Here is a 23209-nt window from a genome sequence, read left to right as displayed (position 1 = left end):
TTGTGGCCGAGAGAGCAGAAGTCGTCTTTGTGGACGGGGTTCGCACCCCGTTCGGACGCGCCGGCGAAAAGGGCATGTACTGGAATACCAGAGCCGATGACCTCGTGGTCAAGGCGATCATCGGGTTGATGGAACGCAACCCGGGGGTACCCCCGGAGCGTATCGACGACGTTGCGATCGCTGCCACAACGCAGACCGGCGACCAGGGCCTGACCCTCGGTCGCACGGCTGCACTGCTGGCCGGGCTGCCGAAATCGGTGCCCGGATTCGCGATTGACCGCATGTGCGCCGGGGCGATGACCGCGGTGACAATGATGGGGTCCTCGATCGGTTTCGGTGCCTACGACCTCGCCATCGCCGGGGGCGTCGAGCACATGGGCCGTCACCCGATGGGGTTCGGGGCCGACCCGAACCCGCGATTCCTGTCCGAGCGTCTGGTCAGCGAAGACGCCCTCAACATGGGAGCGACCGCCGAACGCATTCACGACCGGTTCCCCGAATACACCAAGGAACGTTCAGACCGGTTCGCGCTGCGCAGCCAGCAGAAGGTCGCCGCGGCCTACGAAGCTGGCACGATTCAGCCCGACCTGATTTCGGTGGCGACCCGCAGCGAATCAGGGTGGGGCCTGGCGACGCGCGACGAAGCGCCGCGCCCGGAGACGACCATGGAGGGACTCGCAGGCCTGCGCACTCCCTTCCGCTCCCACGGACGGGTCACCGCCGGCAACGCTTCCGGGCTCAATGACGGCGCATCCGCCTGCCTGCTGGCCAGCGGCGCCACCGCCAAGGAGCTTGGCCTCGGCGTGAAAATGACCATGACGAGTTTCGCCTTCGCCGGCGTCGAACCGGAGGTCATGGGCCTTGGCCCCGTGCCCTCCACCGAGAAGGCGCTGCGCAAGGCCGGCCTGTCGATCACCGACATCGGCCTGTTCGAGCTCAACGAAGCCTTCGCCGTGCAGGTGATCTCGTTCCTCGACCACTTCGGCATCGATGACGAGGATCCGCGCGTGAACGAATACGGCGGAGCGATTGCGCTGGGACATCCACTTGCCAGCTCGGGCGTTCGCCTGATGAACCAGCTGGCCCACCAGTTCGAGCGCCACCCGGAGGTGCGCTACGGCCTCACCGCCATGTGCATCGGTCTCGGCCAGGGTGGCACCGTGATTTGGGAAAACCCGCACTTCAACAAGAAGGCAGCGAAGCGATGACCAACTACGATTCTCTCGATTTCAGCTCGCTCGTTGCGATCTCCGCTGACGAGATCGTCACGCACTCTTTTGTGCGCGACGTGCCACTGAGTGCCGGCCGTACCCTCGCCCTGGTGACCCTGGACAACGGGCGTGACCACACCCGGCCGAACACGCTCGGCCCGGTTACCCTGCTCGAGTTCGCCGCCACCATGGACGAGCTGAAAGCTCGCGCCGGGCGCGGCGAGATACACGGCGTCGCCGTCACCGGCAAGCCGTTCATTCTCGCCGCCGGAGCGGACCTCAGCAAGGTAGCCGAAATCCCCTCGCTCGACACCGGCAAGCTGCTCAGCCAGCTCGGCCACCACGCCCTCGGCAAGCTCGACACGCTGGGTGTGCCGTCGTTCGTCTTCATCAACGGACTCGCACTCGGTGGCGGGCTCGAAATCGGCCTCAACGCCGGCTACCGCACGGTCGACGCGGCCGTGCCGGCGATCGCATTACCCGAGGTCTTTCTCGGCCTGATCCCCGGCTGGGGTGGCTCCTACCTGCTGCCCAACCTGATCGGCATTGAGAATGCCCTGAAGGTCATCATCGAGAACCCGCTCAAGAACAACCGCACCCTCACCGGAGCGGATGCCCTCGCGCTCGGAATCGCGGACGTCATGTTCACGTCGGCGCGGTTCCTCGAAGATTCCATCGCCTGGGCCGACGGGGTGATCGCCGGTACCACGAAGGTGTCGCGTCCAACCGCGCCCGGCAAGATCGAACGCCTGGTCAAGTGGGACGTTGCCATCGGCATCGCCCGCAAGATGCTGGTGAACCGCATCGGTGAGGTCGCGACGTCCCCCTATGTGGCGCTCAATCTGCTGCAGGCCGCCAAGAGCGGCAGCCGCGCCGAGGGCTTCGAGCGCGAAGATGAGGCCCTGGCCGGTCTCATCGCCGGTGACCAGCTGCAGGCGAGCATCTACGCCTTCAACCTCGTGCAGAAGCGGGCCAAGCGGCCGGCCGGCGCGCCGGACAAGAAGCTCGCCCGCCCCATCACTAAGGTCGGCGTTATCGGCGCCGGCCTGATGGCCAGCCAGTTCGCGCTGCTGTTCGTGCGGCGGCTCAAGGTCCCCGTCGTCATCACCGACCTCGACCAGGCCCGCGTCGACAAGGGCATTGCGTACATTCACGGTGAGATCGCGGCCCTTGAGGCTAAGAATCGCATCTCCTCCGACGAGGCCAACCGGCTGCGCGCGCTCGTCACCGGTACAACCGACAAGTCGTTGTTCTCCGATGCCGATTGGGTGATCGAGGCCGTCTTCGAAGAACTCGGTGTCAAGCAGAACGTGTTCGCCGAGATCGAGAAGTTCGTGTCGCCCGAGGCGATTCTGGCGACGAACACATCGTCGCTGTCGGTCGAGCAGATCGGGTCGAAGCTTGCCCACCCGGAGCGCCTGGTCGGCTTCCACTTCTTCAACCCGGTCGCGGTCATGCCACTGATCGAGGTGGTCAACACCCCGCAGACCGACGAGGTCACCCTCGCCACGGCCATGGTCATCGCCGGCAAGTTACGCAAGAATGCGGTGATCACCCGGGACACGCCCGGCTTCGTGGTCAACCGCGTACTCGCCAAGCTGCTCGGTGAAGCGATGCACGCCGTCGACACCGGAACCCCGTTCGAGGTCGTGGAGGCCGCCGTGGCGCCGTTCGGGCTGCCCATGAGCCCGTTCGAGCTGCTCGAGCTGGTCGGCCTCACCGTGGGCGCTCACGTGCTCGACACGCACCATGCGGCGTTCCCCGACCGGTTCTTCGAGAGCGACAACCTGCACAAGCTTGCCGAACACGGCAAGATCCTTGAGCGGGACGGTAAGGGCCGCCGTACCGGCTTCGACAAGGGTGCACTGAAGATCGTCGCCGGCGGCAGCACCCCGATGACCGCCGAGCAGATTCTGCAGCGGGTCGAAGACGGTCTGGTCGACGAGATCAAGCGGATGCTGGACGACGACGTGGTGCACGCAGCCGAGGACATCGACCTGTGCATGATCCTCGGCGCCGGCTGGCCGTTCCAGATGGGCGGGATCACCCCGTACCTCGACCGGGTCGGCGCGAGCGAGCGGGTCTTCGGCGGCACCTTCCACACCCCGGCGATCCGCGGCATCGGTGCTGCCGTCGGGGCGACATCCGCTCAAATATAGCGAGAACGGGGCCGGGTCATAGACCGGGCCCACCTTATGGTCGCGGGCCCAGTTTATAAGCTGGGCCCGCGGACGGGGCCCGGCCCGTCCATGTTCTTAGGGCCTGTAAATCAACGACACGCGTAGTTCAGGGTTGATCTGCTGGGCTTACGGTGTAGTTCCAGTAGCCGTGGAAGTCGTGCCCGGTGAGGTGTTGGGTTTCCAGGTCTGCCATCTCACGGCCGGTGATCTTGATGCCTTTGGGGTACATCGTGTCGTCGAGTCCGGCGGTGACGGTTAGGCCGGTGCGGGCAGCCATGTCATACACGCCGTAGGGCGTGACCTTGCCGAGTTCCCCCGTGAAGTCGTAGACGCTGGTCGCCACCGCCTCACCAGCCGGCCGGCACTCCCGACCAACGTTGCGGAAGTTGCCGACCAGCTCCTTCTTCTTGCCGTCCACACTGATCACCGGCTGCCCGGCCGCTAGGTGCTCTACGGCCGCGGCGTTGATGTGAGCGAACTGGGCATCCCGGTACGGATAGTGGCCGCCCTCGATCGTCTGGCGTCGCCCTGAAGGCTGAAGTTCTCCTCGCGCAGCAGGCCCGCCACGGTCGGGGCCGACACCGGGCAGCCCGCCTGCGTGAACTCGTCGGCCAGGTGGCGCAGACTCTTCGTCGTCCCCCGCAGCGGCGACTCCGGATCGCCACGCGACTCGGGCTCCACCAGCGCCAGCAGCGCCGCCCTCCCCGGATCGGTCTTGGTCACACTCTTGCGACGACCACCGACCCGCCGGGTCCGCCCCAACGGCTCATCACCGGCGTCCAACTCCCGCACGCCACCGGTCACCGTAACCCGGCTCACTCCAGCTGCCCGGGCCACTACCGCGACCCCGCCATGACCCAGTACCCGAGCCTCAGCGCCCATCAGGAACCGTCGCTGACGCTATTGCCCCACCGCCCGGAAGTGGGGTCTTGACTCCCTCATGATCATTTCTCGCCCAAGGTTTTCCCAAGGTCGGCCGAGCAAGGTTGACCCGTGGACCTCCACACCCGTGACCAAGCCACTCCGCCCTGATTCGTTCCAGCGGATAGGTCCGGCTTGACCTCAGAACACCTTCAATGCGATTACGGGGATACCAATGAGCATTTCTATGAGAGCTCGCGTCGGCATGGGGGTGGTCCTCGCCTATGGCGGCACGGCCTGGCTCCACGGGCTCCACGCAGGCTCTGTCCAGCAAGCCTGGAGTTCGGGCACCTCAGTGTTGCACTTCCTTCGGGACGGGACATTGTCGCTTTTACTAGTGGTCCCGGCCGTCCTGATCGTGTTCGCGATGATCGCTCGCCTGCGGCCGGCATCTCGGATGATCTCCTTGGCTCGCGCCACGGTCGCGGTCGTCGCTGTCACCACGGCTGTGTTCATGTCCGGTGCGATCGGCCACACGCTGCTCTTCCCCTCCGAGCATGCCTCCGCCGCCCACGCGGTTGCCTCAGCTGTCGCACCGGCTGCCCAGGCAGCTCCTGACGCCAGTGTCGCACTTGGTGCTGTCCCGCCCCCTGGCGCGCCAGGTGCCCCAGTCGCTGCCGCGACCAAGCCCGGGTTCCACCCACACCAGCCCTCGGCGGCGTGGTTGGCCAAGACGGGCCAAGCCAATGGCTCCGCCGAAGCCGCTGCCGACCCGCACGCTGCGCACAACGGTGCAGCCTCTTCCTCTGGCACTACTGGCGCAGCGGTAGCCGAACCGGCCACGGTCGGCCACATGGAGACGACCTCGGGTGCTGCACTCTTCGAGCACGGAGCCATCGAGGCCGCTCGCGTGTTCCCGGTGCTTCTGCTCCTCGCCCTGGCAGGCCTCGTCCTGGGCATGCGCCGAAGCGATGATGTGACCGGTGGGTATGCCCCGACGCCGGCACGGCGTGCCCGGTCTGTCGTGGCCCCGACGCCAGCACGGCGTGCCCGGTCTGTCGTGGCCCCGACGCCACGCCGCTCTCGCCTGGTCATCGCCGTGGCGGCGGGCGGTGTGGTCGTGATGACGACTTCCGCTCTGATGGGTTCCTCTGCGGCAACAGCTGTCATTGGCGATCCGATCACCCCGGCCAACGGAGTCTGCCCGGCCGGTGCCCGCGCTATTGAGTACGACCTGGCCGCCTTCCAGGTGACCATCCCTCTCAACGGCTGGGGCGACAAGCTGCCCAACGGCCTGATGTATGCCCTCAAGAACGCCGACGCAAGGGTGAACAAGGAAAAAATCCTTGCCAACCCCAACCTCACCCAGCCGCTCGTCGTGCGCGCCAACGTCGGTGACTGCGTGTCCGTCAAGGTGCGCAACGACATCGCGGGCCGGCGAATCGGCCTGTCCACCCAGGGCCTCGTTCAAGCGGACGTGAAGACCTCCGACGGCGCGCGGGTGGGCCTAAACCCGGACACGACCATCGCCACGGGCACCGAGCGCACCTACACCTGGTACGCCGACCGGGAGGGCGAGGCGCCGCTGTACGACAACGCCAACCTCGACCCGAACGACCCGAAGCACACCACCGTCCAGAACGGCCTGTACGGCGCGGTCGTCGTGCACCCGAAGGACTCGACCTGGCACAATCAGATCACCGGGGCCGACCTGCTCACGGGCGGGCGCGCCGTCGAGTCCCAGCTGTTTGCCGACATCCGGGCAGGCGGGGCCTCGACCCGTTCGGCCGTCATGATCTTCCTCGACGAGAACGAGGGCGTCCTGGACCGGGACGGGAAGCAACCGACCTTCCCGACGACCGGGCTGAAGGACTCGACCTTCGGCATCAACTACCGCTCGGAGCCGCTGCGCAACCGGCTGCGGGCCATCCTCGAGCACCGTGGGACCGTCACTCCGGAGAACCCGGGTGGCGTGGCCAGGACCATCACGCTCCCCAACGGCAAGACCTATGCCCCAACTGACAACTTCTGCAACGGCTACGTGCCCGAGCTCGGCAAGGTCGTCGACGACCCCGGCGCCAAGTGCATGGGCGAGGAATCCCACCTGCAGTCGTGGGTCTTCGGCGACGAGGGCAAGCTAACCCGAACCGTCGACGGCGTGAAGGTGACCGATTCGGACAATCTGATCCCCAAGGGATACGTCGGTGACCCGCTGAAGTTCCACGTCGTCCACCCGGGTGCCAAGGAGACCCACCCATGGCACCAGCACACCCAGCGCTGGAACGCCGACCCGAAGAACCCGAAGTCACCGCTTAACGACGTCCAGTCGTTTGGCCCACATGAGGCTCGGGAGCTGAAGATTGAGGGAGGTGCCGGCGGCACCCAGGGCACGGTCGGTGACACGATCTTCCACTGCCACCTCTACCCACATTTCGCCCAGGGTTTCTGGGGCCACCTGCGGATCTTCGACAAGTTGCGCGACGGCACGGCACAGTATGCCGACGGCACGCCCCTGGAGGCACTGCAGGAGCTACCGAACCGGGCAGGCGCCACGGCGGCCCCGACCGCAGCACAGCCCGGTTTCCCACTGTTCGTCAAGGGTGACGTCGGCCAGCGTGCCTACCGGCCGCCGAACGCGGTGGTCAAGGACACCTTCGCTGCTATCCGTCGCCCCGGCGACGCCCCCCGGGGCCCGACCGCGCTTGAGGCCGCAGGGATGCCTGCTCTTGACCCGACCAAGCCCGGCAACGGCTACATCGACCCGTGCCCGACAACTGCACCGACACGGGTCTACCGGCCACACGTCATCGACACCCCGATCACCTACAACTCCGCGGGCTGGAAGGACAGGCAGGGAAGGGTCTACGTGGAGGAATCCGATGCGGTCGCTGTGCGGACAGGACAGAAGGCACCCGAGCCGTACACCATCCGGTCCAGGGTTGGTGAGTGCGTTCAGCTGTTCACCACCAACGACCTGCACCTCGACGAGAATCCCAACGTCCCCCTCGACCACGTGAACCGCCTCGACGGTGATTACATGGACGCCGCGGAGACGTCCGAGGTCTCGACACACGTGCACCTGGTCAAGTTCGACGAACTTGCCTCCGACGGCACCAGCGTGGGCTGGAACTACAGCTCCTCGGCGATGCCTGGCCAGACCTACGGCTATCGGTGGTTCGTGGACACAGCTTTGCGGACGACCTTCTTCCACGACCACCAGTACGCCAACCTGCACCAGCAGAAAGGCCTCTATGCCGCGATGAACGTCGAGCCCGCTGACGCCACGTGGCACGACCCGAAGACTGGTGCTGAGACGAACGGGGTCGGGCCCATGGCCGATATCCGCTCAGCCAGCGGCCCGGACTTCCGGGAGATGACCATCTTCTACTCCGACCGAACGCCCATGTGGAAGGACAACGGCACTGGTCCACCGATCAACCCACCTTCGGCACCGGACAACTATGGCCAGGACCAGGGCGGCTACTCGATCAACTACAAGAACGCCCCGTTCCAGATCCGGACGAAACCTGGGGTTAGCGGCGCTAAGGGCGACCCCGCGTACACCTACTCATCCGCGGTCAACGGCGATCCCGATACGCCGCTCCTGAGGGCGTACTCGAAGGACCCCGTGGTCATCCGCAACGTGGCTGGCGCCCACGAGGAGATACACGAGTTCAACCTGCACGGTCACCGTTGGCTGAATGAGCCGGACAACCCCTTGTCCCGGACGGTCGACACCCAGACCCTCATGCTCGCGGAGTACTTCAACTACGAGCTGCAGGGTTCGCAGGTGATCAAGACCAACCCCGGTACTTCAGCAACAGTCGCCAAAGCCTCGAACAGCGTCGCCAACGGCACGCCGTCGATCCTGCAGGACGGCGCCGGTTCCCCCGGTGACTACCTGTATGGCTCCCCATTGCTTGAGGACCAGTGGATGGGGATGTGGGGTCTGTTCCGGGTCCCCAAGAACGCTGTCTCCGACCTCCAACCGCTGCCCGACCGGGCAGCTCCTGGAAGTGGCACCGCGTGGCCAGCCCTCAAACCCGGTGACGCGCTCAAGGTTGCCCCAACCGGAACCCTGGGTTCAGTCACCCCGTGCCCGACAGGGTCCAGGGCGGTCGCGGTCAACGTGTCGGCCATCGCCAAGGACATCGTGTACAACGCGAAGTCAGGTGACCACGACCCGTACGGCACGATGTTCGTGCGGAGCGAGGATGTGACTAAGGTTCGCACGGGTGCCATGAAGACCGAGCCCCTGGTGATCCGAGCAAATGTGGGTGACTGCGTCACGGTGACGCTCAAGAACGAGCTGCCGAAGACGCCCGCAGCACACACCGGTGACCTACCGTTGCCTGCGGACGTGACGAACTTCCCACGTTCCAACCGGGTGTCCATGCACCCAAACCTGTTGACCTACAATGTCATTGACTCCGACGGGGCGACGGTCGGGTACAACTACGACCAGACCGTGGCGCCAGGAGTTACGACAAAGTACACGTGGTATGTCCATGCCGCGGTCGAGGACGGCGCAGCGAACCTGCTCGACTTCGCTGACCGGCGTGGGAGTCGCCACCACGGGTCCTACGGGTCGCTGTTGATCGAGCCAAAGGGCTCGACCTACGTCAACCCCAACTCCGGGCTTGCGATCACCTCGGGCGCACAGGCCAACGTCACCTACACCGACGCCGCCGGCGTCAAACGCAGCTTCCGCGAGGCTGTGTTCAACTGGGTCGACGGTCTGATCCTGCGAGACAAGGCCGGGGCCATCCTCCCCTACCCAGCGGAGGGCGAACCCAGCGACCAGGGGCACCGGGGCATCAACTACACGACCGAGCGTTTCGCCCCTCGCCTGGCGAAGGACCCAGAGGTGGCCAACGTCATGTCGTCGGTGGTGCACGGCGATCCGGCCACACCGCTCGTGCGGGCCTATGTCGGCGACGAGACGCACCTGCGGCTCGTATCGGGTGGTGACCGCGACCGGGCACACACCTTCAGCCTGAACGGGCACGGGTGGCGCTACCAGCCAAGCGACCCGAACGCGATGATCAAGACAGCTGAGGGCGGTTTGCTCACAGGCAACGCCTTCAACTACAACCTGCTCGGCGGGGCCGGTGGACTCCAGAAGCTTCCCGGGGACTACCTCTACCGGGACGGCGGTCTGGAGAACCAGGTCAACCAGGGCCTGTGGGGCATCTTCAGGGTGGAGGGCTCGCCCAAGGCGGACCTCAAACCTCTCCAATAGTCCATCCATTGTGAGAACAGCTTGAGAACGTGAGCCGGCGGCACCTCGGGTGCCGCCGGCTCGCGCGCGTTGCTGGGCGCGCTGGACCCAGGCGTGCCACCGAGTGGGGCTCGCGGGCCGGATATCCTGAACCTCGTGTCCTCAGCGCGCGCGGCATCCCGCGCGACCAGAACCTGTGAGCCCACGAAAGTCCCGTCGGCGTTCGTCCCGGAGCAGGCCGACGAGGTACCGCCGGCGCGGTCAGCCCGTATCGGGCGCCGTCTCACCGCGGTGCCCAGAATCAGCTATCCCGACGACCTGCCGGTCGCTGCCCGCAGGGACGATATCGCCGCGGCCATCCGAGACCATCAGGTCGTCATCGCCGCCAGGTCGGTGGCCGAGCGCACCGCGCAGGAGCTGGACACCGAGCTGGAGACTGCGGTGGGTGATCCAGGTGCGCTTCACCGACCACTCCAGTGGCAACACCCTGGTCAAGGTGATGACCGATGGCATCCGGCTGTACTCCCAGGAGGACTTCAAGGGTCGATCGGAGTTCACCGACCCCGAGATCCTGCGCACCAACCTGGCGTCGGTCATGCTACAGATGACCTCCCTGGGCCTGGGTGACATCGCAGGTGCTGGGTTTCCAGATCTGCCATTTCGCGGTCGGTGATCTTGATGCCTTTGGGGTAGATGCTCTCGTCGAGCTCGGCGGTGACGGTTTCACCCCAGCCGCCCGGGCTACCGCCGCGACCCCGCCATGCCCCAGCACGCGACCCTCAACCCCCATCAGCAACCGTCGCTGACGCTCATCAAGAGGAGGGAACAACGCGGCGAACTTGACTGCCAGCGGCTCTTCGACCTCCACGGGAACCGACACAGCACAGCCATGGCACCCCAAACGGCATGCGTCTAGGTTATTTACTTACGAGCCCTTAGTCGCGGCGGGTTACCTGGATAGCGCCGGTGTCGGTGTGGTCGGCGGGCAAGGGTCGGGCGTTGGGGATTTTGCTGCCGAGCACCATGGCGACCACGTCGCGGGCGATCGCCTGCGGGGTGAGGCCGACGCGCTCCAGGATCTGGGCGCGGGTGCCGTGGTCGAGGAACTGGTCCGGCAGGCCGAGTTCGGTCACCGCGGTGTCAACGCCGGCCTCCCGCAGGTCCTGCCGGATGCGCGTACCGATTCCGCCGACCCGGATGCCGTCTTCGATGGTGACCACGATGCGGTGCGCGGCGGCGAGGGTGATAATACTGCGCGGCACCGGCACGACCCAGCGCGGGTCGACGACCGTCGCTCCGATGCCCTGGGCGGCGAGCCGGTCGGCCACGTCGAGCCCCAGCGCGGCCATCGGACCGACCGTGACGATCAGCACATCCTGTTGGGTCGCCTCCTGCAGCACGTCGACACCATCGTCGAGGCGGCGGATGGCCTCGAACTCCAGGCCGACGGTGCCCTTGGGGTAGCGCAAGACCGTGGGTCCGTCTTCGACGGCGACGGCCTCGGCCAGTTCTTCGCGCAGGCGCACGGAGTCCCGCGGCGCGGCCAGCCGAATATTGGGGACGACCTGCAGAATGGCGAGGTCCCACATGCCGTGGTGACTGGGACCATCGGGACCGGTGATGCCGGCCCGGTCGAGTACGAAGGTGACGCCGGCTTTGTGCAGGGCTACATCCATCAGCACCTGGTCGAAAGCGCGGTTGATGAACGTGGCGTAGAGGGCGACAACCGGGTGCAGGCCGCCGAAGGCCAGCCCGGCGGCGCTCGTCACGGCGTGCTGTTCGGCGATGCCCACGTCGTGCACGCGGGCCGGAAAACGTTCGGCCATCTTGTGCAGCCCGGTCGGGCGCAGCATGGCGGCGGTGATGCCGACGATACGATCGTTCTCGGTGGCCAGTCGCAACAATTCGTCGGCAAAAACCGACGTCCAGGATGCCGCGCCCGCCTCTTCGACGGATTCGCCGGTCTCCGGGTCGATCTGCCCGACCGCGTGGAACTGGTCGGCCGTATCTTGCACGGCCGGGTCGTAGCCCTTGCCCTTCTGGGTGATGGCGTGCACGATGACCGGCGCGCCGTAGCCCTTGGCCTGGGCGAGGGCCTCCTCCATGGCGTGCACGTCGTGCCCGTCAATGGGACCGATGTACTTGATGTCGAGGTTGGAATAGAGCGCTTCGTTGTTGGTGACCCGGCTGAGGAACCCGTGCAGACCGCCGCGCACCCCGCGGTACATGGCCCGGCCGGGCGCGCCGAGTTTGTCAAACACTTTCTGACTGGTCAGGTAAGCGTCGCGGTAGGCCGCGCGGGTACGCACGGTATTCAAAAAGCGCGCCATACCGCCAATCGTCGGCGCGTAGGATCGGCCGTTGTCGTTGACCACGATGATGAGTCGACGCGTGTTGTCGTCGCTGATGTTATTGAGGGCTTCCCAGGTCATGCCGCCGGTCAGCGCGCCGTCGCCGACGACGGCGACCACGTGCCGATCGGTCTGGCCGGTCATCTCGAAGGCTCGGGAGATACCGTCGGCCCAGGACAGCGAACTGGAGGCGTGCGAGCTTTCGACGATGTCGTGCTCGGACTCCGAACGTTGGGGATAGCCCGCGAGACCGTCGAACGAGCGCAGCTTGCTGAAGTCCTGACGGCCGGTGAGGAGCTTGTGTACGTAGGACTGGTGGCCGGTATCGAAGACGATGGCGTCGGTCGGTGAATGAAAAACCCGGTGGATGGCGATGGTCAGTTCGACGACACCGAGGTTTGGCCCGAGGTGTCCGCCGGTCTTCGAAATCTCGCGCACCAGAAACCGCCGAATATCGGCGGCCAGCTGTGGCAGCTGCTCTTTCGAAAGACCATCGAGGTCCCGCGGACCATGAATCGTCTCCAGAAGGATCATCCGTCATACCTTTCATGCTGCTCTACAAAACAGTGCTAAACAGATCAAGCCAAACCGGCGCGCAGACCCGAGTGAATCGAGTCTACGCGCCGGTGTCGTGCTGGTAGAGCGAGGCGCTGGCAGCGCCCCGGTTCACTCAGACGAGCGAACGCAGCACGTACTGCAGGATGCCGCCGTTGCGGTAGTACTCGGCTTCACCCGGGGTGTCGATGCGCACGATGGCGTCGAACTCGACCGGTGCCTTGCCGGCGGCCGAGAATTCACTCGGAACGCAGGTCACCCGCACGGTCTTCGGCGTCGTGCCGTTGTTCAGTTCGGTGATGCCGGAGACCGAGACGATCTCGGTGCCATCGAGACCGAGCGAGTCGGCGGTTTCGCCGACCGGGAACTGCAGGGGCACAACGCCCATGCCGATGAGGTTCGAGCGGTGGATGCGCTCGAAGCTCTCAACGATGACGGCCTTGACACCGAGAAGACTCGTGCCCTTGGCTGCCCAGTCCCGGCTGGAACCCGAACCGTATTCCTTGCCACCGAAGATGACGAGCGGGGTACCGGCGGCCTGGTAGTTCTGGCTGGCATCGTAGATGTCGGCCTGCGGGCCGCTCGCGACGGTGAAGTCGCGGGTGAAGCCACCCTCGACGTTGTCGAGGAGCTGGTTGCGCAGACGGATGTTCGCGAAGGTTCCGCGAATCATGACCTCGTGGTTGCCACGACGCGAGCCGTAGGAGTTGTAGTCCCCGCGGGCGATGCCGTGCTCGGCCAGGTAACGGCCGGCGGGGCCATCCGCTTTGATCGAACCGGCGGGGCTGATGTGGTCGGTGGTGACCGAGTCGCCGAGCTTGGCGAGCACGCGGGCACCACTGATGTCCACGACCGGGCTGGTCTCCAGCGTCATGCCGTCGAAGTACGGGGGCTTCCGTACGTAGGTGCTCTCGGCGTCCCAGGCGAAGGTGTCGCCGATGGGGGTGTGCAGGGACTTCCAGCGGTCGTCACCCTCGAAGACACCGGCGTACTGGGTCTCGAACATGTTGGAGTCGATTGACTCGTCGATGGTCTTCTGCACCTCGTCGGCGTCGGGCCAGATGTCCTTGAGGAACACGTCGTTACCTTCGGTGTCCTGACCGAGCGAATCGGTGTCGAAGTCGAAGTTCATCGTGCCGGCGAGGGCGTAGGCGATAACCAGCGGCGGGCTCGCGAGGTAGTTCATCTTCACGTCGGGGTTGATGCGTCCCTCGAAGTTGCGGTTACCGGAGAGCACGGCGGTGACGGCGAGGTCGTTCTCCTGCACGGCCGAGGAGATTTCGTCCTCGAGCGGACCGGAGTTACCGATGCAGGTGGTGCAGCCGTAGCCGACGAGGTAGAAGCCAAGGTCTTCGAGGTAGCCGTTGAGGCCGGCCTTCGCGTAGTACTCGGTGACGACCTTGGAGCCGGGCGCGAGGGTGGTCTTGACCCACGGCTTGCTCTTGAGTCCCTTGAGGCTCGCATTGCGGGCCAGCAGGCCGGCCGCGAGCATAACGGAAGGGTTTGACGTGTTGGTGCACGAGGTGATGGCCGCGATCGCTACGGCGCCGTTATCGATCGTGAACTCGCGACCGTCGGCGAGCTTCACGTCGGTGGGCTGAGGGTGCGACTTCGTCGGGTGGCTGGTGTGACGCACCAGGCCAGCCTGGTAGGCGTGCTCGTGCGCGGTCACTTCGTCTTGCGAGGTGAGGCCGAGCGGGTCAGAGGCGGGGAACGTACCCTCTATTGCCGCGTCCACTAGGGAGACGGGGCCGTTGGCGTAGTTGTCCAGGTCGCGCTCGAACTGCGACTTCGACTCGGAGAGGATGATGCGGTCCTGCGGGCGCTTCGGTCCGGCGATCGAGGGAACGACCGTGGAGAGGTCGAGCTCGAGGTATTCGCTGAACACCGGCTCCACATCGGGGTTGTGCCAGAGGCCCTGCAGCTTCGAGTAGGCCTCGACCAGCGCGACCTGCTCTTCGCTGCGCCCGGTGAGGCGCAGGTAGCCGAGGGTGACATCGTCGATCGGGAACATCGCGGCCGTCGAGCCGAACTCGGGGCTCATGTTACCGATGGTGGCACGGTTGGCGAGCGGCACTGAGGCGACACCCGATCCGTAGAATTCGACGAACTTGCCGACCACGCCGTGCTTGCGGAGCATCTGCGTGATGGTGAGTACGACATCCGTTGCGGTGACGCCGGCCGGGATGACGCCGGAGAGCTTGAAGCCGACAACCTTGGGGATGAGCATGGAAACCGACTGGCCGAGCATCGCCGCTTCGGCTTCGATTCCGCCGACGCCCCAGCCGAGCACGCCCAGGCCGTTGACCATGGTCGTGTGCGAGTCGGTGCCGACGCAGGTGTCTGGATAAGCCTGGAGAACGCCGTTGACCTCACGGGTCATGGTGACGCGGGCGAGATACTCGATGTTGACCTGGTGCACGATGCCGGTTCCCGGGGGAACGACCTTGAAGTCGTCGAACGCGGTCTGGCCCCAGCGGAGGAACTGGTAGCGCTCACCGTTGCGCTCGTACTCGATCTCGACGTTGCGCTCGAACGAGTCGGTCGTGCCGAACAGGTCGGCGACAACGGAGTGGTCGATGACCATTTCGGTCGGGGCGAGCGGGTTGATCTTCTTGGCGTCGCCGCCGAGGTCGACGAGGGCTTCGCGCATGGTGGCGAGGTCGACGATGCAGGGAACGCCGGTGAAGTCCTGCATGACGACGCGAGCCGGCGTGTACTGGATCTCGGTGTCGGGTTCCGCGGTGGGAACCCAGGAGCCGAGGGCACGAATGTGCTCGGCGGTGATGTTGGCTCCATCTTCGGTGCGGAGGAGGTTCTCCAGCAGCACCTTCAGGCTGTATGGCAGTTTGTCGTAACCGTCGACCGCGTCGAGACGAAAGACTTCATAGTCTGTCGAACCAACGCGCAGGGTGTCTTTGGCTCCGAAGCTATTTACCGCGGTACTTTTTGAATCCGACACAGTGCCCTCTCCGTTGTAGGAGCCGACGGGAAACCGGCGGCAATCCTCAATTCTTGTGGCAGGCACAAGCGCGTGCCAGCAAGGCAAGCCTTACCGGCGGATGCCGGGAGCTGCCTTTTTCCATCGAGTTGCGCCGACGAGTGATCGCCGGTCAACTATCTTGACGTCAAGATAACTCTAGCAGTGCGCCCGAGCGCGCAGAGGTCGATTCTCAGAGCGCGTCGGCGGCATCCGCTTTGCGATAGACCGAGCGCACCATGAGCCAGGACACGACGAGCAACGGCGCGTAGAGCGGGATGCCCATGAGGAGCTTCATGGAGGCGAGCAGTTCGACGTTATTGGCGAGGTAGAGCGGCAGCTGCACGGCGAGGCGTCCGAGGAACAGGCCGGTCCAGCACAGGGTGAGAATGGTCAGCACGCGCCGCTTGCTGGCGTCGAGGCGCCAGGCGATGCCGTCGCCCATGAGGAACCCGACGGCGACGCCGATCAGCGGCCAGCGCACGAGCACGGAGATGAGCAGGGCGGCACCGTAGCCGGCGTTGGTCCACAGGCCGACCAGGAAGAAATCGGAGGGCTTGCCGGAGAAGAGAGCCAGCGCGACGCTGATAGCGGTGCCGACCAGGCCGCCGAGGGCCGGCGTCGTCGTCTGCCTGGTGATCGCGCGCAGTGCGACGAAGATCACGCCGATGACCAGCGGAGCGACGAGTGAGGGAAGTAGGGTGCCGATCGGGTCACTCGTCACATCGGTCGACGGGTCGATAGTGAGTGTGTAGGTGACGAGAAAGACAAGGCCGGGCAGTACAGCTTCGATCAGACCGCGGATGCCGCCCATCGCCTTTAATAGGGCCTGTCCACTGATCGGCTCCCCCTCGGTCGCCGCTCCGAATCCGGCCCGGCGGGCCGCCCCGGCCATCGACTCGGCGAACAGGGTTGACGCGGTCTGCGCCTGCTCCGGCGTCGGAGCGGGTTCCGGCGCCGCGGCTGGCGTCGGCACTGGCTCGTGCGCTTCATCGCGCTGGCCCTGCTGTCCGTTCTGACCGGGGGTGTCGCTCATGGCTCGCTAGACCGCGGCGGTCTCGGTCGCGCCGGTGGGCGAGGCGGGCATGCGCAGCGGAATCAGATCACGCGGCGGCATCGGGGTTCCCCCGCGCACGACGACGATACTGCGGAACAGGTCTTCGATCTGCGCTGCGGCATTCGGATCGATGGCGCCCTCGCCCGCGATCACACCGCGCAGAAACCAGCGCGGCCCGTCGACGCCGATGAAACGGGCCAGGCGGGTGACGCCGCCGGCTTCCTGACCGGCCGCAACCGGAATCTCGGCGACCAGTTCCGGGCCGAACGGGCCCTCGCGCGGTGTCGTGGTACCGCCCTGCTTGCCGATCTGGTCGGCGATCTGGTCGCGAATCTCATGCCACAGGCCGCTCGACCGCGGAGCGGCGAACGGCTGCACCTGCAGGGTCGACCCAGCGAAGTCGAGGCCGATGGCGACGACGCGCTTGCTGCCCTCTTCAATTTCGAGGCGCAGGTGCAGGCCTTCCCGCGGCAGAATCTTGATGCCGCCGAGGTCGACGTATGGCCGCACCGGGTTGGCTTCGGACTCGTCGAACGGGCCATCGCTCTCGCGGTTGTCTGGTGCCGATTTGGCATAGGGCTCGACGAAGTCCCCGGGGGTCGTGGTGTCAGTCACCGATTTTCTCCTTCGCGCTGGGCGGTATCGCCCGACAATGGTGCACTTTCTCGTGGAGCAGCTTCCACGCCCGTCGAACCGAAGCCGCCCTCGCCGCGGTGGCTGCCGGGCAGCCGGTCCACGGCAATGAAGGTGGCCCGGGCAACGGGCATCACAATGAGTTGGGCGATGCGGTCGCCGATATTGATCGTGAACGACTCGTTCTGGTCGGTATTGAGCAGAGCCACCTTGATTTCGCCGCGGTAGCCGGCATCCACTGTCCCCGGGGAATTCACGATGGTGATGCCGCGCTTGGACGCCAGGCCGCTGCGCGGAACCACAAAGGCGGCAAACCCGTCGGGCAAGGCGATCGACACGCCGGTGCCGACAAGTGCACGACAACCGGGAGCGAGCATGAGGGCCTCGGCCGAATGCAGGTCAGCCCCGGCATCACCGGGATGTGCATAGTTCGGGAGGATGGATGCTTGGATCAGTACTTCGACGCTTTCTGCCACGTGTCGAGGGTAGTGCAGATATCTGATCGAATAGAGCCATGCCTGATTACCGCGAAAAACTCTGGCCTACTCCGTGGGCCTTCATCGTCACCGCACTGGTGATACCGGCGAGCATCCTGGTGCTCGTCCCGATTTCCCTGCCGGCCGGCATTATCACGGCCGCCGTTCTCTACGGCGGCTGCGTAGTGCTGCTCGTGCTGGCCTCACCGGTGGTGCGGGTGCAGAACGGCGAGCTGAAAGCCGGCCCGGCCACGATTTCTACCCACCTTGTGGGGGAAGCCGTCTCCTTTACCAAGGCCGAAGCCACCCAGGAGCGCGGACCCCGGCTGGATGCCCGGGCCTGGCTGCTCATTCGCGGCTGGATCGACCCGGTCGTGCGCGTTCCGATCGTCGACCCAACCGATCCGGCGCCGTACTGGATCATCTCCAGCCGGCACCCGACGGAGTTGGCCGCCGCGATCAATGGATCACGAACGACCAACGTCGGTTAGCAGGTCTAGGAGTCGCACTCCAGGCAGACCATTCCGAGCTTGGTCTCGTGGCCCATCTGCGAACGGTGCTTCACGAGGAAGCAATTCACGCAGGTGAATTCGTCGGCCTGCGCGGGCAGAACGACGACATCGAGGTCCAGGTCGGACAGGTCGGCGCCGGGTAGATCGAACCCACCCGGGTTGTCGGAGTCGTCAACATCAACGCTGCCGGACATTTTATCTGGCACACGTTCCTTGAGGGCCTCGATCGACTCGGAGTCGTCTTCAGTCTTTCGGGGTGCGTCGTAATCGGTTGCCATGCCCATCCATTTCAGTTACGCCGATAATCGAAATCGGCGGGCACAGTTTCCAACAATCCGGACGGAATAGCAAACCGTCCGCCAACCTTTTTATTCGGACACGGAAAACAACTTGCGGCACGCCCAGCGTATTCCCGCGAAATTGCCCCAAGTCGTGGCAGTCTTGCAGCCAACGGTAATCGCGAGAGGGCTTGTCTTCATGCAGGAATTGAAGGTTATTGGGGTTGAGAACGGTGCGCTGCTCGCAGCGTCCGAAGATGGTGACCGATATCGCATCGCCATCGACGAGGTTCTTCAGTCCCGGCTTCGCCAAACCCAGACGGAGCGGAGTCTCGCGCCAAAACTCTCCCCCCGGGAGGTTCAGGCGCACATTCGCTCCGGCATGTCCGCCGAGGATGTCGCGGCCGTCACCGGCGCGTCCCTCGACTACGTGCGCCGCTTCGAGGGCCCGGTCGTAGCCGAACGGGAGTACATCGTCTCGTCAGCGCTCAGCGTGCCGGTACACACCGCGATCGATCCGGATCCGGTCGACGAGAACGTGAACTTCGGCAGCGTCATTCGGGAGCGTCTCGCCTCGCTCGGTGCCACCGGCGAACGCTGGGCCAGCTGGAAAGAGCCCGGCGGCGGTTGGATCGTCAAGCTGTCCTTCACCGCAGACGAGATCGACCACGACGCCCGCTGGGGTTTCGAACCCAAGAAGAACTCACTATCGCCGGTCGGCAGCGAGGCCATCGCGCTGTCGCAGCAGGGCGAGCTCAAGGGCTCGCTCATTCCCCGACTGCGCGCGGTCGGCTCGGAGACGAGCGCCGCCGATGTGTCCCGCTTCGACAGCAACGCCTTCAACTTCAAGGAATCCCTACCCGACGAGATTTTGAACGACACCAGCCCGAACCTTGAGGCTGTGCCGTTTTCCCGTTCGCTCAGCCGGGACGATGCTGTGTCCAAAGCCGCGATCAAACGCGCTGCCGAGCCGGCATCGAACATGAGCGAAACCGCCGATCTTCTGGAATCGTTGCGTCGACGCCGCGGAGAACGCGAGGCGGCTGGCAGCCGGGATGCTGCAGCGGCCCAGCCGACGGCATCCTCTTCGGTGCAGCCTGGGCCGATGCGGCCCCGTCGGTCCACGGCCATGGACAGCCCGGTTACCGACGAGTCCAGTGCGGCGCCGGCGACCACGCCGGAACCGACCGGCAACGCCTGGGCCAACCAGGCCGCCCGCGCGCAGGAACGCACCAACCACGGCCGCACCACACCCAAGCGCGGTCGGGCATCGATGCCGAGCTGGGACGAAATCGTGTTCGGAGCTCGCACCGACGACGACCTGGGCTAGCTCGGGCGAGCGGCGACCCAGGCGTAACGACGCTGCGGGCGGCCGGTCTGGCCGTAGCGCAGGCTGACCGTTGCCTGCCCGGAGTCGACGAAGAACTCCAGGTATTTGCGGGCCACGACCCGCGACAGGCCGAGCCGTTCGGCGCACTCCGACGCGGCCAGGTCGACGTCGCTGCCGCGCAGGGCTGCAGCGGCCAGCGCGGCCGTCTCTCGACTGAGGCCTTTGGGAAACGTGAGGACGGCGGGGGCGCTGGGCGTACCCGATACGGTGGCTAGTGCCTGGTCTAGGTCGCTCTGGCTGAGGTCGCCGGTGCGGCCGAGCAGACGACGACGCTCGGCGTACCCGACCAGTCGGGACTGCAGCTCGGTGATTTTGAACGGTTTGAGCAGGTAGCTCACGATGCCGCCCTGCAATGCCGCCGTCACCATCTCCGACTCCCGGGCGGCGCTGAGCACGAGAAAGTCGACATTGTGACCGGCTTCGCGGGCCCGACGGATCACGTCAAGGCCCGTCATGTCAGGCAGGTACATGTCGAGCAGAACCAGCCGCGGCGCCTTCTGGGCAATCTGGGCCAGGGCATCGGTACCGGTCGGGGCTACGCCCACGACGGTGAAGCCGGGCTGCTGGTCGACGATGCGCTCGTGGGCGCGCGCCACCATAAAATCGTCGTCGACGACGAGGACGTCACACATGGGTTTGCTCCTCATCCGGCACGACCTGCTTGGACGCATCGACCGGCAGCACGGCCTCAAACACGGCGCCGTTCTCGGCCCGGTAGCTGACACCGCCGCCGCGGCGCGTGGCGACGAGGCGCACAATTGCGAGGCCGTAACCGTGCGCATCGGCGCCGGCCAGGGCGGATTTACTCGTCACCCCGACCTCGAAGACGCGGTCCAGGAGTGCGGGGTCGATCCCGGGACCAGAGTCGCGAACCGTCACGTGCACGGCACCGCCGGCTTTGGTCTGAACATCAAGGTGCACCCGGCGTTCCGGCGCCCCGGTGACGGCGTCGAGCGCGTTGTCGACGAGATTGCCGATGACCGTTACGAGATCGATCGACAGGTCGGCGTCGACGCGTTGCAGCACCGCCTCGGCGCTGAGCTCCAGGGTAGCCCCGCGTTCCCGGGCCAGAGAGGTCTTCGCGACCACGAGCGCCGCGACCGCAGGCTCCTGCAGCCGGGTCAGCACCGTATTGTCAAGATCGGTACGGTCCCGGGTGACGGTATCCACGTACTCCACCGCCGCCTCAGTATCACCGAGCTGCATGAGCATCGAAATGGTGTGCAGCCGATTCGCGAATTCGTGCGTCTGGGCACGCAGGGTGTCGGTCGCCTGGCGACTGCTACCCAGGTCGTGCTGAAGCGTCACCAACTCGGTACGGTCGCGCAGAGTGGTCACCACCTCTGGCCGGGACCGGGGCGGGTGAATGAGCGTCTGGTTGAGCACGAGCAACACTCCCCGGTTGACCAGCACCGTGTCGATCTCGTCGACGTCGTGCCGGCTCAATGCCCGCACCGCCTCGTCGTCGAGCCCGACCGCGTCGATCGCCCGACCCTCAACACCGGCGGGCAAACCGAGCAGGGTGCGCGCGCTGTCGTTGGCGAGCGTGATGAGACCGTCGGTGTCGACGGCGATCACACCCTCCCGGATGCCGTGGATCATGGCGTCCCGGTGTTCGACCAGTCGTCCGATCTGTTCCGGCTCGAGGCCGAGGGTCTGCCGTTTGACCCGAGCGGCGAGCAACAGCGATCCGGCGACCCCGAGCACGCCGGCCACGCCAACATAGGTGAGCAGGTTCGGCGCTGCGCTCGCGAGCAGCTCGGCCACGGCCGGAAACTGACGGGCGGCGACGACCGTGCCAACGACCACCCCGGCGTTCGACAACACCGGCACCTGCGCGACCACATAATCCCTCGTGCCAATCGGGGCGATTCCCGCCCAGGCGGCATCGGACTCGTCGGGCGTTGGGTCGATGGCCAGGTTAGTCGCGAGCAGCCGCGGATCGGCCGGCGCTGCGATGACGCGGCCGTCGACATCCGTCACTATGAGCTGATCGACCCCGGTAGTGGTGCGGAGCGACTCGACCGGAATGGAGAACTGCTGAGGCACGGCGGTGCTGTCGAGCAGGCTGCGCAAGAGCGGGTTCGCCGCGGTGTATTCGGCGACCGTCAGCATGCGTCGTTGCGCCCCGCTCTCGAAGCTGCTGCGGGTCTGCTCGACCGAGATCGCGGTCACCGCGACGAGGACGAGAGCGATCAGGCTCAACTGGAACAGCAGCAGCTGGCGAGTGAGACTCAGCCGGCTCGAACGGATGCCCGACGCGCGCAGGCGCACCGCTCGCGTCCACATCATTGCGCCCCTCGGTCGTCCCTGGCCATACAAGATAATCCCTCATTGGCAGGGTAAACCGAAATTCGCACCCGGCGCGCGCAACCGCAAACTACACAACGTTCACTAACGTCACAAGTTGTGCCGGCCGGGGCACGCCACGCACGATGAAGTCGGCCAGCAAAGAGGCTTGCCCAAAATCGAAGAGGATTTAGCATGACAATCACAGCACGCACCATGCGCGCCCGCCGAACGGCTGGCACCGTCGTTCTGGCCGGCGCGGTCGTACTCGCCCTCAGCGCTTGTGGAGTCACCAGCGCCAAGAACACCGAAGCGACCAATAGCGGACCGATCGAAAATCTTCAGGTCATGATTCCCAACGCCGCCGGCAGCGGCTACGACGTCACCGGCCGCGCCGCGGTCAAGGTGATGGATGACCTGGGCCTGGCCACCGGCACCGAGGTCACCAACCTGGCCGGCGCCGGCGGAACCGTTGGCCTGGCCCGCACCCTGACCGAAACCGGAAACGCCAACTTTCTGCTCATGATGGGGCTCGGCGTGGTCGGTGCTGCGTACACCAACGAGGGCGACGCCACGGTCGCCGCCGCGACCCCGATCGCCGGACTCATCGAGGAAGCCGGCGCAATCTTCGTGGCGGCCGACTCCCCCTACGAAACCATCGACGATCTGGTGACCGCGTGGAAGGCCGACCCGGCCGCCTTCGCTGTTGGCGGCGGTTCCTCCCCGGGAGGCCCCGACCACCTGCTGCCAATGCAGCTCGCTGACGCCGTCGGCATCGACCCCACCACGGTCAACTACGTCCCCTACGACGGCGGCGGCGAATTGCTCCCGGCCATCCTCGGCGGCAAACTGCAGTTCGGTGCCTCCGGCTACGGTGAGTTCCTCGAACAGGTGAAGTCAGGCGACCTCCGCGTGCTGGCCGTCACGAGCGAGGAACGGGTTCCCGTCATCGACGCGCCCACCCTCACCGAAGAAGGAATCGACCTCGTCTTCACCAACTGGCGCGGACTGCTGGCCGCCCCCGGTCTGACGGATGCCGAAATCGCCCGTCTGGTCGATGCCGTCACCACGATGCACGACAGCGACGAGTGGCAGCAGGTGCTCAAAGACAACAGCTGGACCGACGCGTTCATCACCGGAGACGATTTCAGCACCTTCCTCACCGAGCAGGACACCCGCGTCGCCGACGTGCTGAAGACCCTGGGCCTGGTCTAA

Annotated in this window: 15 protein-coding genes and 3 pseudogenes; 7 read left to right on the top strand and 11 right to left on the bottom strand. The window is 65.7% G+C overall.

What is annotated here, in order from left to right; genetic code table 11:
• The first annotated feature begins 2 nt into the window (after positions 1 to 2).
• A complete protein-coding gene (locus tag E3T43_RS02715) occupies positions 3 to 1208 on the top strand; it encodes a thiolase family protein (RefSeq protein ID WP_134441035.1) in 1206 nt (401 codons plus the stop codon).
• A complete protein-coding gene (locus E3T43_RS02710) occupies positions 1205 to 3370 on the top strand; it encodes a 3-hydroxyacyl-CoA dehydrogenase NAD-binding domain-containing protein (RefSeq protein WP_134471226.1) in 2166 nt (721 codons plus the stop codon). The genes E3T43_RS02715 and E3T43_RS02710 overlap by 4 nt, the downstream gene beginning before the upstream one ends.
• Positions 3371 to 3497: 127 nt before the next feature.
• Here E3T43_RS02710 and E3T43_RS19140 read toward each other — a convergent pair whose 3' ends face one another.
• Both E3T43_RS19140 and E3T43_RS19135 read right to left on the bottom strand, forming a co-directional pair.
• Positions 3498 to 3620: a hypothetical protein gene (locus E3T43_RS19140; protein WP_241978785.1), complete on the bottom strand. Its 123-nt coding sequence runs from the start codon at positions 3618 to 3620 to the stop codon at positions 3498 to 3500.
• Positions 3621 to 3626: 6 nt separating this feature from the next.
• Positions 3627 to 4273, bottom strand: a pseudogene (locus E3T43_RS19135) (ISAzo13 family transposase); the annotation flags it as partial.
• A 376-nt stretch (positions 4274 to 4649) separates the two neighbouring features.
• Between E3T43_RS19135 and E3T43_RS02695 the strand changes: the two are divergent.
• Both E3T43_RS02695 and E3T43_RS19650 read left to right on the top strand, forming a co-directional pair.
• Positions 4650 to 9494, top strand: coding sequence for a multicopper oxidase domain-containing protein (locus tag E3T43_RS02695; RefSeq protein WP_166791214.1), 4845 nt, complete (start codon positions 4650 to 4652; stop codon positions 9492 to 9494).
• Between the two features lie 249 nt (positions 9495 to 9743).
• A pseudogene (locus E3T43_RS19650) lies at positions 9744 to 10131 on the top strand (hypothetical protein); the annotation flags it as partial.
• Between the two features lie 66 nt (positions 10132 to 10197).
• Here the strand turns inward: E3T43_RS19650 and E3T43_RS19130 are convergent.
• The 6 genes and pseudogenes from E3T43_RS19130 to dut all read right to left on the bottom strand — a co-directional run.
• A pseudogene (locus E3T43_RS19130) lies at positions 10198 to 10341 on the bottom strand (ISAzo13 family transposase); the annotation flags it as partial.
• Between the two features lie 67 nt (positions 10342 to 10408).
• On the bottom strand, positions 10409 to 12358 hold the full coding sequence (gene dxs / locus E3T43_RS02680) for a 1-deoxy-D-xylulose-5-phosphate synthase (protein ID WP_134471222.1): 1950 nt from the start codon (positions 12356 to 12358) through the stop codon (positions 10409 to 10411).
• Positions 12359 to 12494: 136 nt separating this feature from the next.
• Entirely contained in the window at positions 12495 to 15341 is a 2847-nt protein-coding gene (locus tag E3T43_RS02675) for an aconitate hydratase (protein ID WP_134471221.1), read from the bottom strand.
• 211 nt (positions 15342 to 15552) lie between these two features.
• Complete coding sequence (locus E3T43_RS02670) at positions 15553 to 16395, bottom strand: DUF3159 domain-containing protein (protein WP_134471220.1); 843 nt, start codon at positions 16393 to 16395, stop codon at positions 15553 to 15555.
• Positions 16396 to 16401: 6 nt separating this feature from the next.
• Positions 16402 to 17031, bottom strand: a complete 630-nt coding sequence (locus tag E3T43_RS02665; RefSeq protein WP_134441256.1) for a DUF3710 domain-containing protein — start codon at positions 17029 to 17031, stop codon at positions 16402 to 16404.
• On the bottom strand, positions 17028 to 17525 hold the full coding sequence (gene dut / locus E3T43_RS02660; protein WP_134441255.1) for a dUTP diphosphatase: 498 nt from the start codon (positions 17523 to 17525) through the stop codon (positions 17028 to 17030). Before dut ends, E3T43_RS02665 begins: the two co-directional genes overlap by 4 nt.
• Before the next feature lie 38 nt (positions 17526 to 17563).
• Between dut and E3T43_RS02655 the strand changes: the two genes are divergently transcribed.
• Positions 17564 to 18016: a DUF3093 domain-containing protein gene (locus E3T43_RS02655; RefSeq protein ID WP_134471219.1), complete on the top strand. Its 453-nt coding sequence runs from the start codon at positions 17564 to 17566 to the stop codon at positions 18014 to 18016.
• Positions 18017 to 18021: 5 nt separating this feature from the next.
• Here E3T43_RS02655 and E3T43_RS02650 read toward each other — a convergent pair whose 3' ends face one another.
• On the bottom strand, positions 18022 to 18315 hold the full coding sequence (locus tag E3T43_RS02650; protein WP_092449195.1) for a DUF4193 domain-containing protein: 294 nt from the start codon (positions 18313 to 18315) through the stop codon (positions 18022 to 18024).
• A 199-nt stretch (positions 18316 to 18514) separates the two neighbouring features.
• On the opposite strand from E3T43_RS02650, the gene sepH reads away from it, so the two are divergent.
• Positions 18515 to 19645: a septation protein SepH gene (gene sepH / locus E3T43_RS02645; RefSeq protein ID WP_134471218.1), complete on the top strand. Its 1131-nt coding sequence runs from the start codon at positions 18515 to 18517 to the stop codon at positions 19643 to 19645.
• Here sepH and E3T43_RS02640 read toward each other — a convergent pair.
• A complete protein-coding gene (locus E3T43_RS02640; RefSeq protein ID WP_134471217.1) occupies positions 19642 to 20337 on the bottom strand; it encodes a response regulator in 696 nt (231 codons plus the stop codon). The genes sepH and E3T43_RS02640 overlap by 4 nt on opposite strands.
• Entirely contained in the window at positions 20330 to 21997 is a 1668-nt protein-coding gene (locus tag E3T43_RS02635; RefSeq protein WP_134471216.1) for an ATP-binding protein, read from the bottom strand. Before E3T43_RS02635 ends, E3T43_RS02640 begins: the two co-directional genes overlap by 8 nt.
• 213 nt (positions 21998 to 22210) lie before the next feature.
• Between E3T43_RS02635 and E3T43_RS02630 the strand changes: the two genes are divergently transcribed.
• Entirely contained in the window at positions 22211 to 23209 is a 999-nt protein-coding gene (locus E3T43_RS02630) for a tripartite tricarboxylate transporter substrate binding protein (RefSeq protein ID WP_134471294.1), read from the top strand.

This window comes from Cryobacterium sp. Hh7 (assembly GCF_004403155.1).
Lineage (GTDB): Bacteria > Actinomycetota > Actinomycetes > Actinomycetales > Microbacteriaceae > Cryobacterium > Cryobacterium levicorallinum.
The sequence above is the reverse complement of the archived record's forward strand: the minus strand, read 5'-3'. Positions and strand labels throughout refer to the sequence as shown.

What these genes read in the sequence shown, in the direction of transcription:
- E3T43_RS02710 (WP_134471226.1), top strand. Translation starts at nt 1,205, where the DNA reads ATGACCAACTACGATTCTCTCGATTTCAGCTCGCTCGTTGCGATCTCC.
- E3T43_RS19140 (WP_241978785.1), bottom strand. Translation starts at nt 3,620, where the DNA reads ATGTACCCCAAAGGCATCAAGATCACCGGCCGTGAGATGGCAGACCTG.
- dxs (WP_134471222.1), bottom strand. Translation starts at nt 12,358, where the DNA reads ATGATCCTTCTGGAGACGATTCATGGTCCGCGGGACCTCGATGGTCTT.
- E3T43_RS02670 (WP_134471220.1), bottom strand. Translation starts at nt 16,395, where the DNA reads ATGAGCGACACCCCCGGTCAGAACGGACAGCAGGGCCAGCGCGATGAA.
- E3T43_RS02655 (WP_134471219.1), top strand. Translation starts at nt 17,564, where the DNA reads ATGCCTGATTACCGCGAAAAACTCTGGCCTACTCCGTGGGCCTTCATC.
- E3T43_RS02650 (WP_092449195.1), bottom strand. Translation starts at nt 18,315, where the DNA reads ATGGCAACCGATTACGACGCACCCCGAAAGACTGAAGACGACTCCGAG.
- sepH (WP_134471218.1), top strand. Translation starts at nt 18,515, where the DNA reads ATGCAGGAATTGAAGGTTATTGGGGTTGAGAACGGTGCGCTGCTCGCA.
- E3T43_RS02640 (WP_134471217.1), bottom strand. Translation starts at nt 20,337, where the DNA reads ATGTGTGACGTCCTCGTCGTCGACGACGATTTTATGGTGGCGCGCGCC.
- E3T43_RS02635 (WP_134471216.1), bottom strand. Translation starts at nt 21,997, where the DNA reads ATGATGTGGACGCGAGCGGTGCGCCTGCGCGCGTCGGGCATCCGTTCG.
- E3T43_RS02630 (WP_134471294.1), top strand. Translation starts at nt 22,211, where the DNA reads ATGCGCGCCCGCCGAACGGCTGGCACCGTCGTTCTGGCCGGCGCGGTC.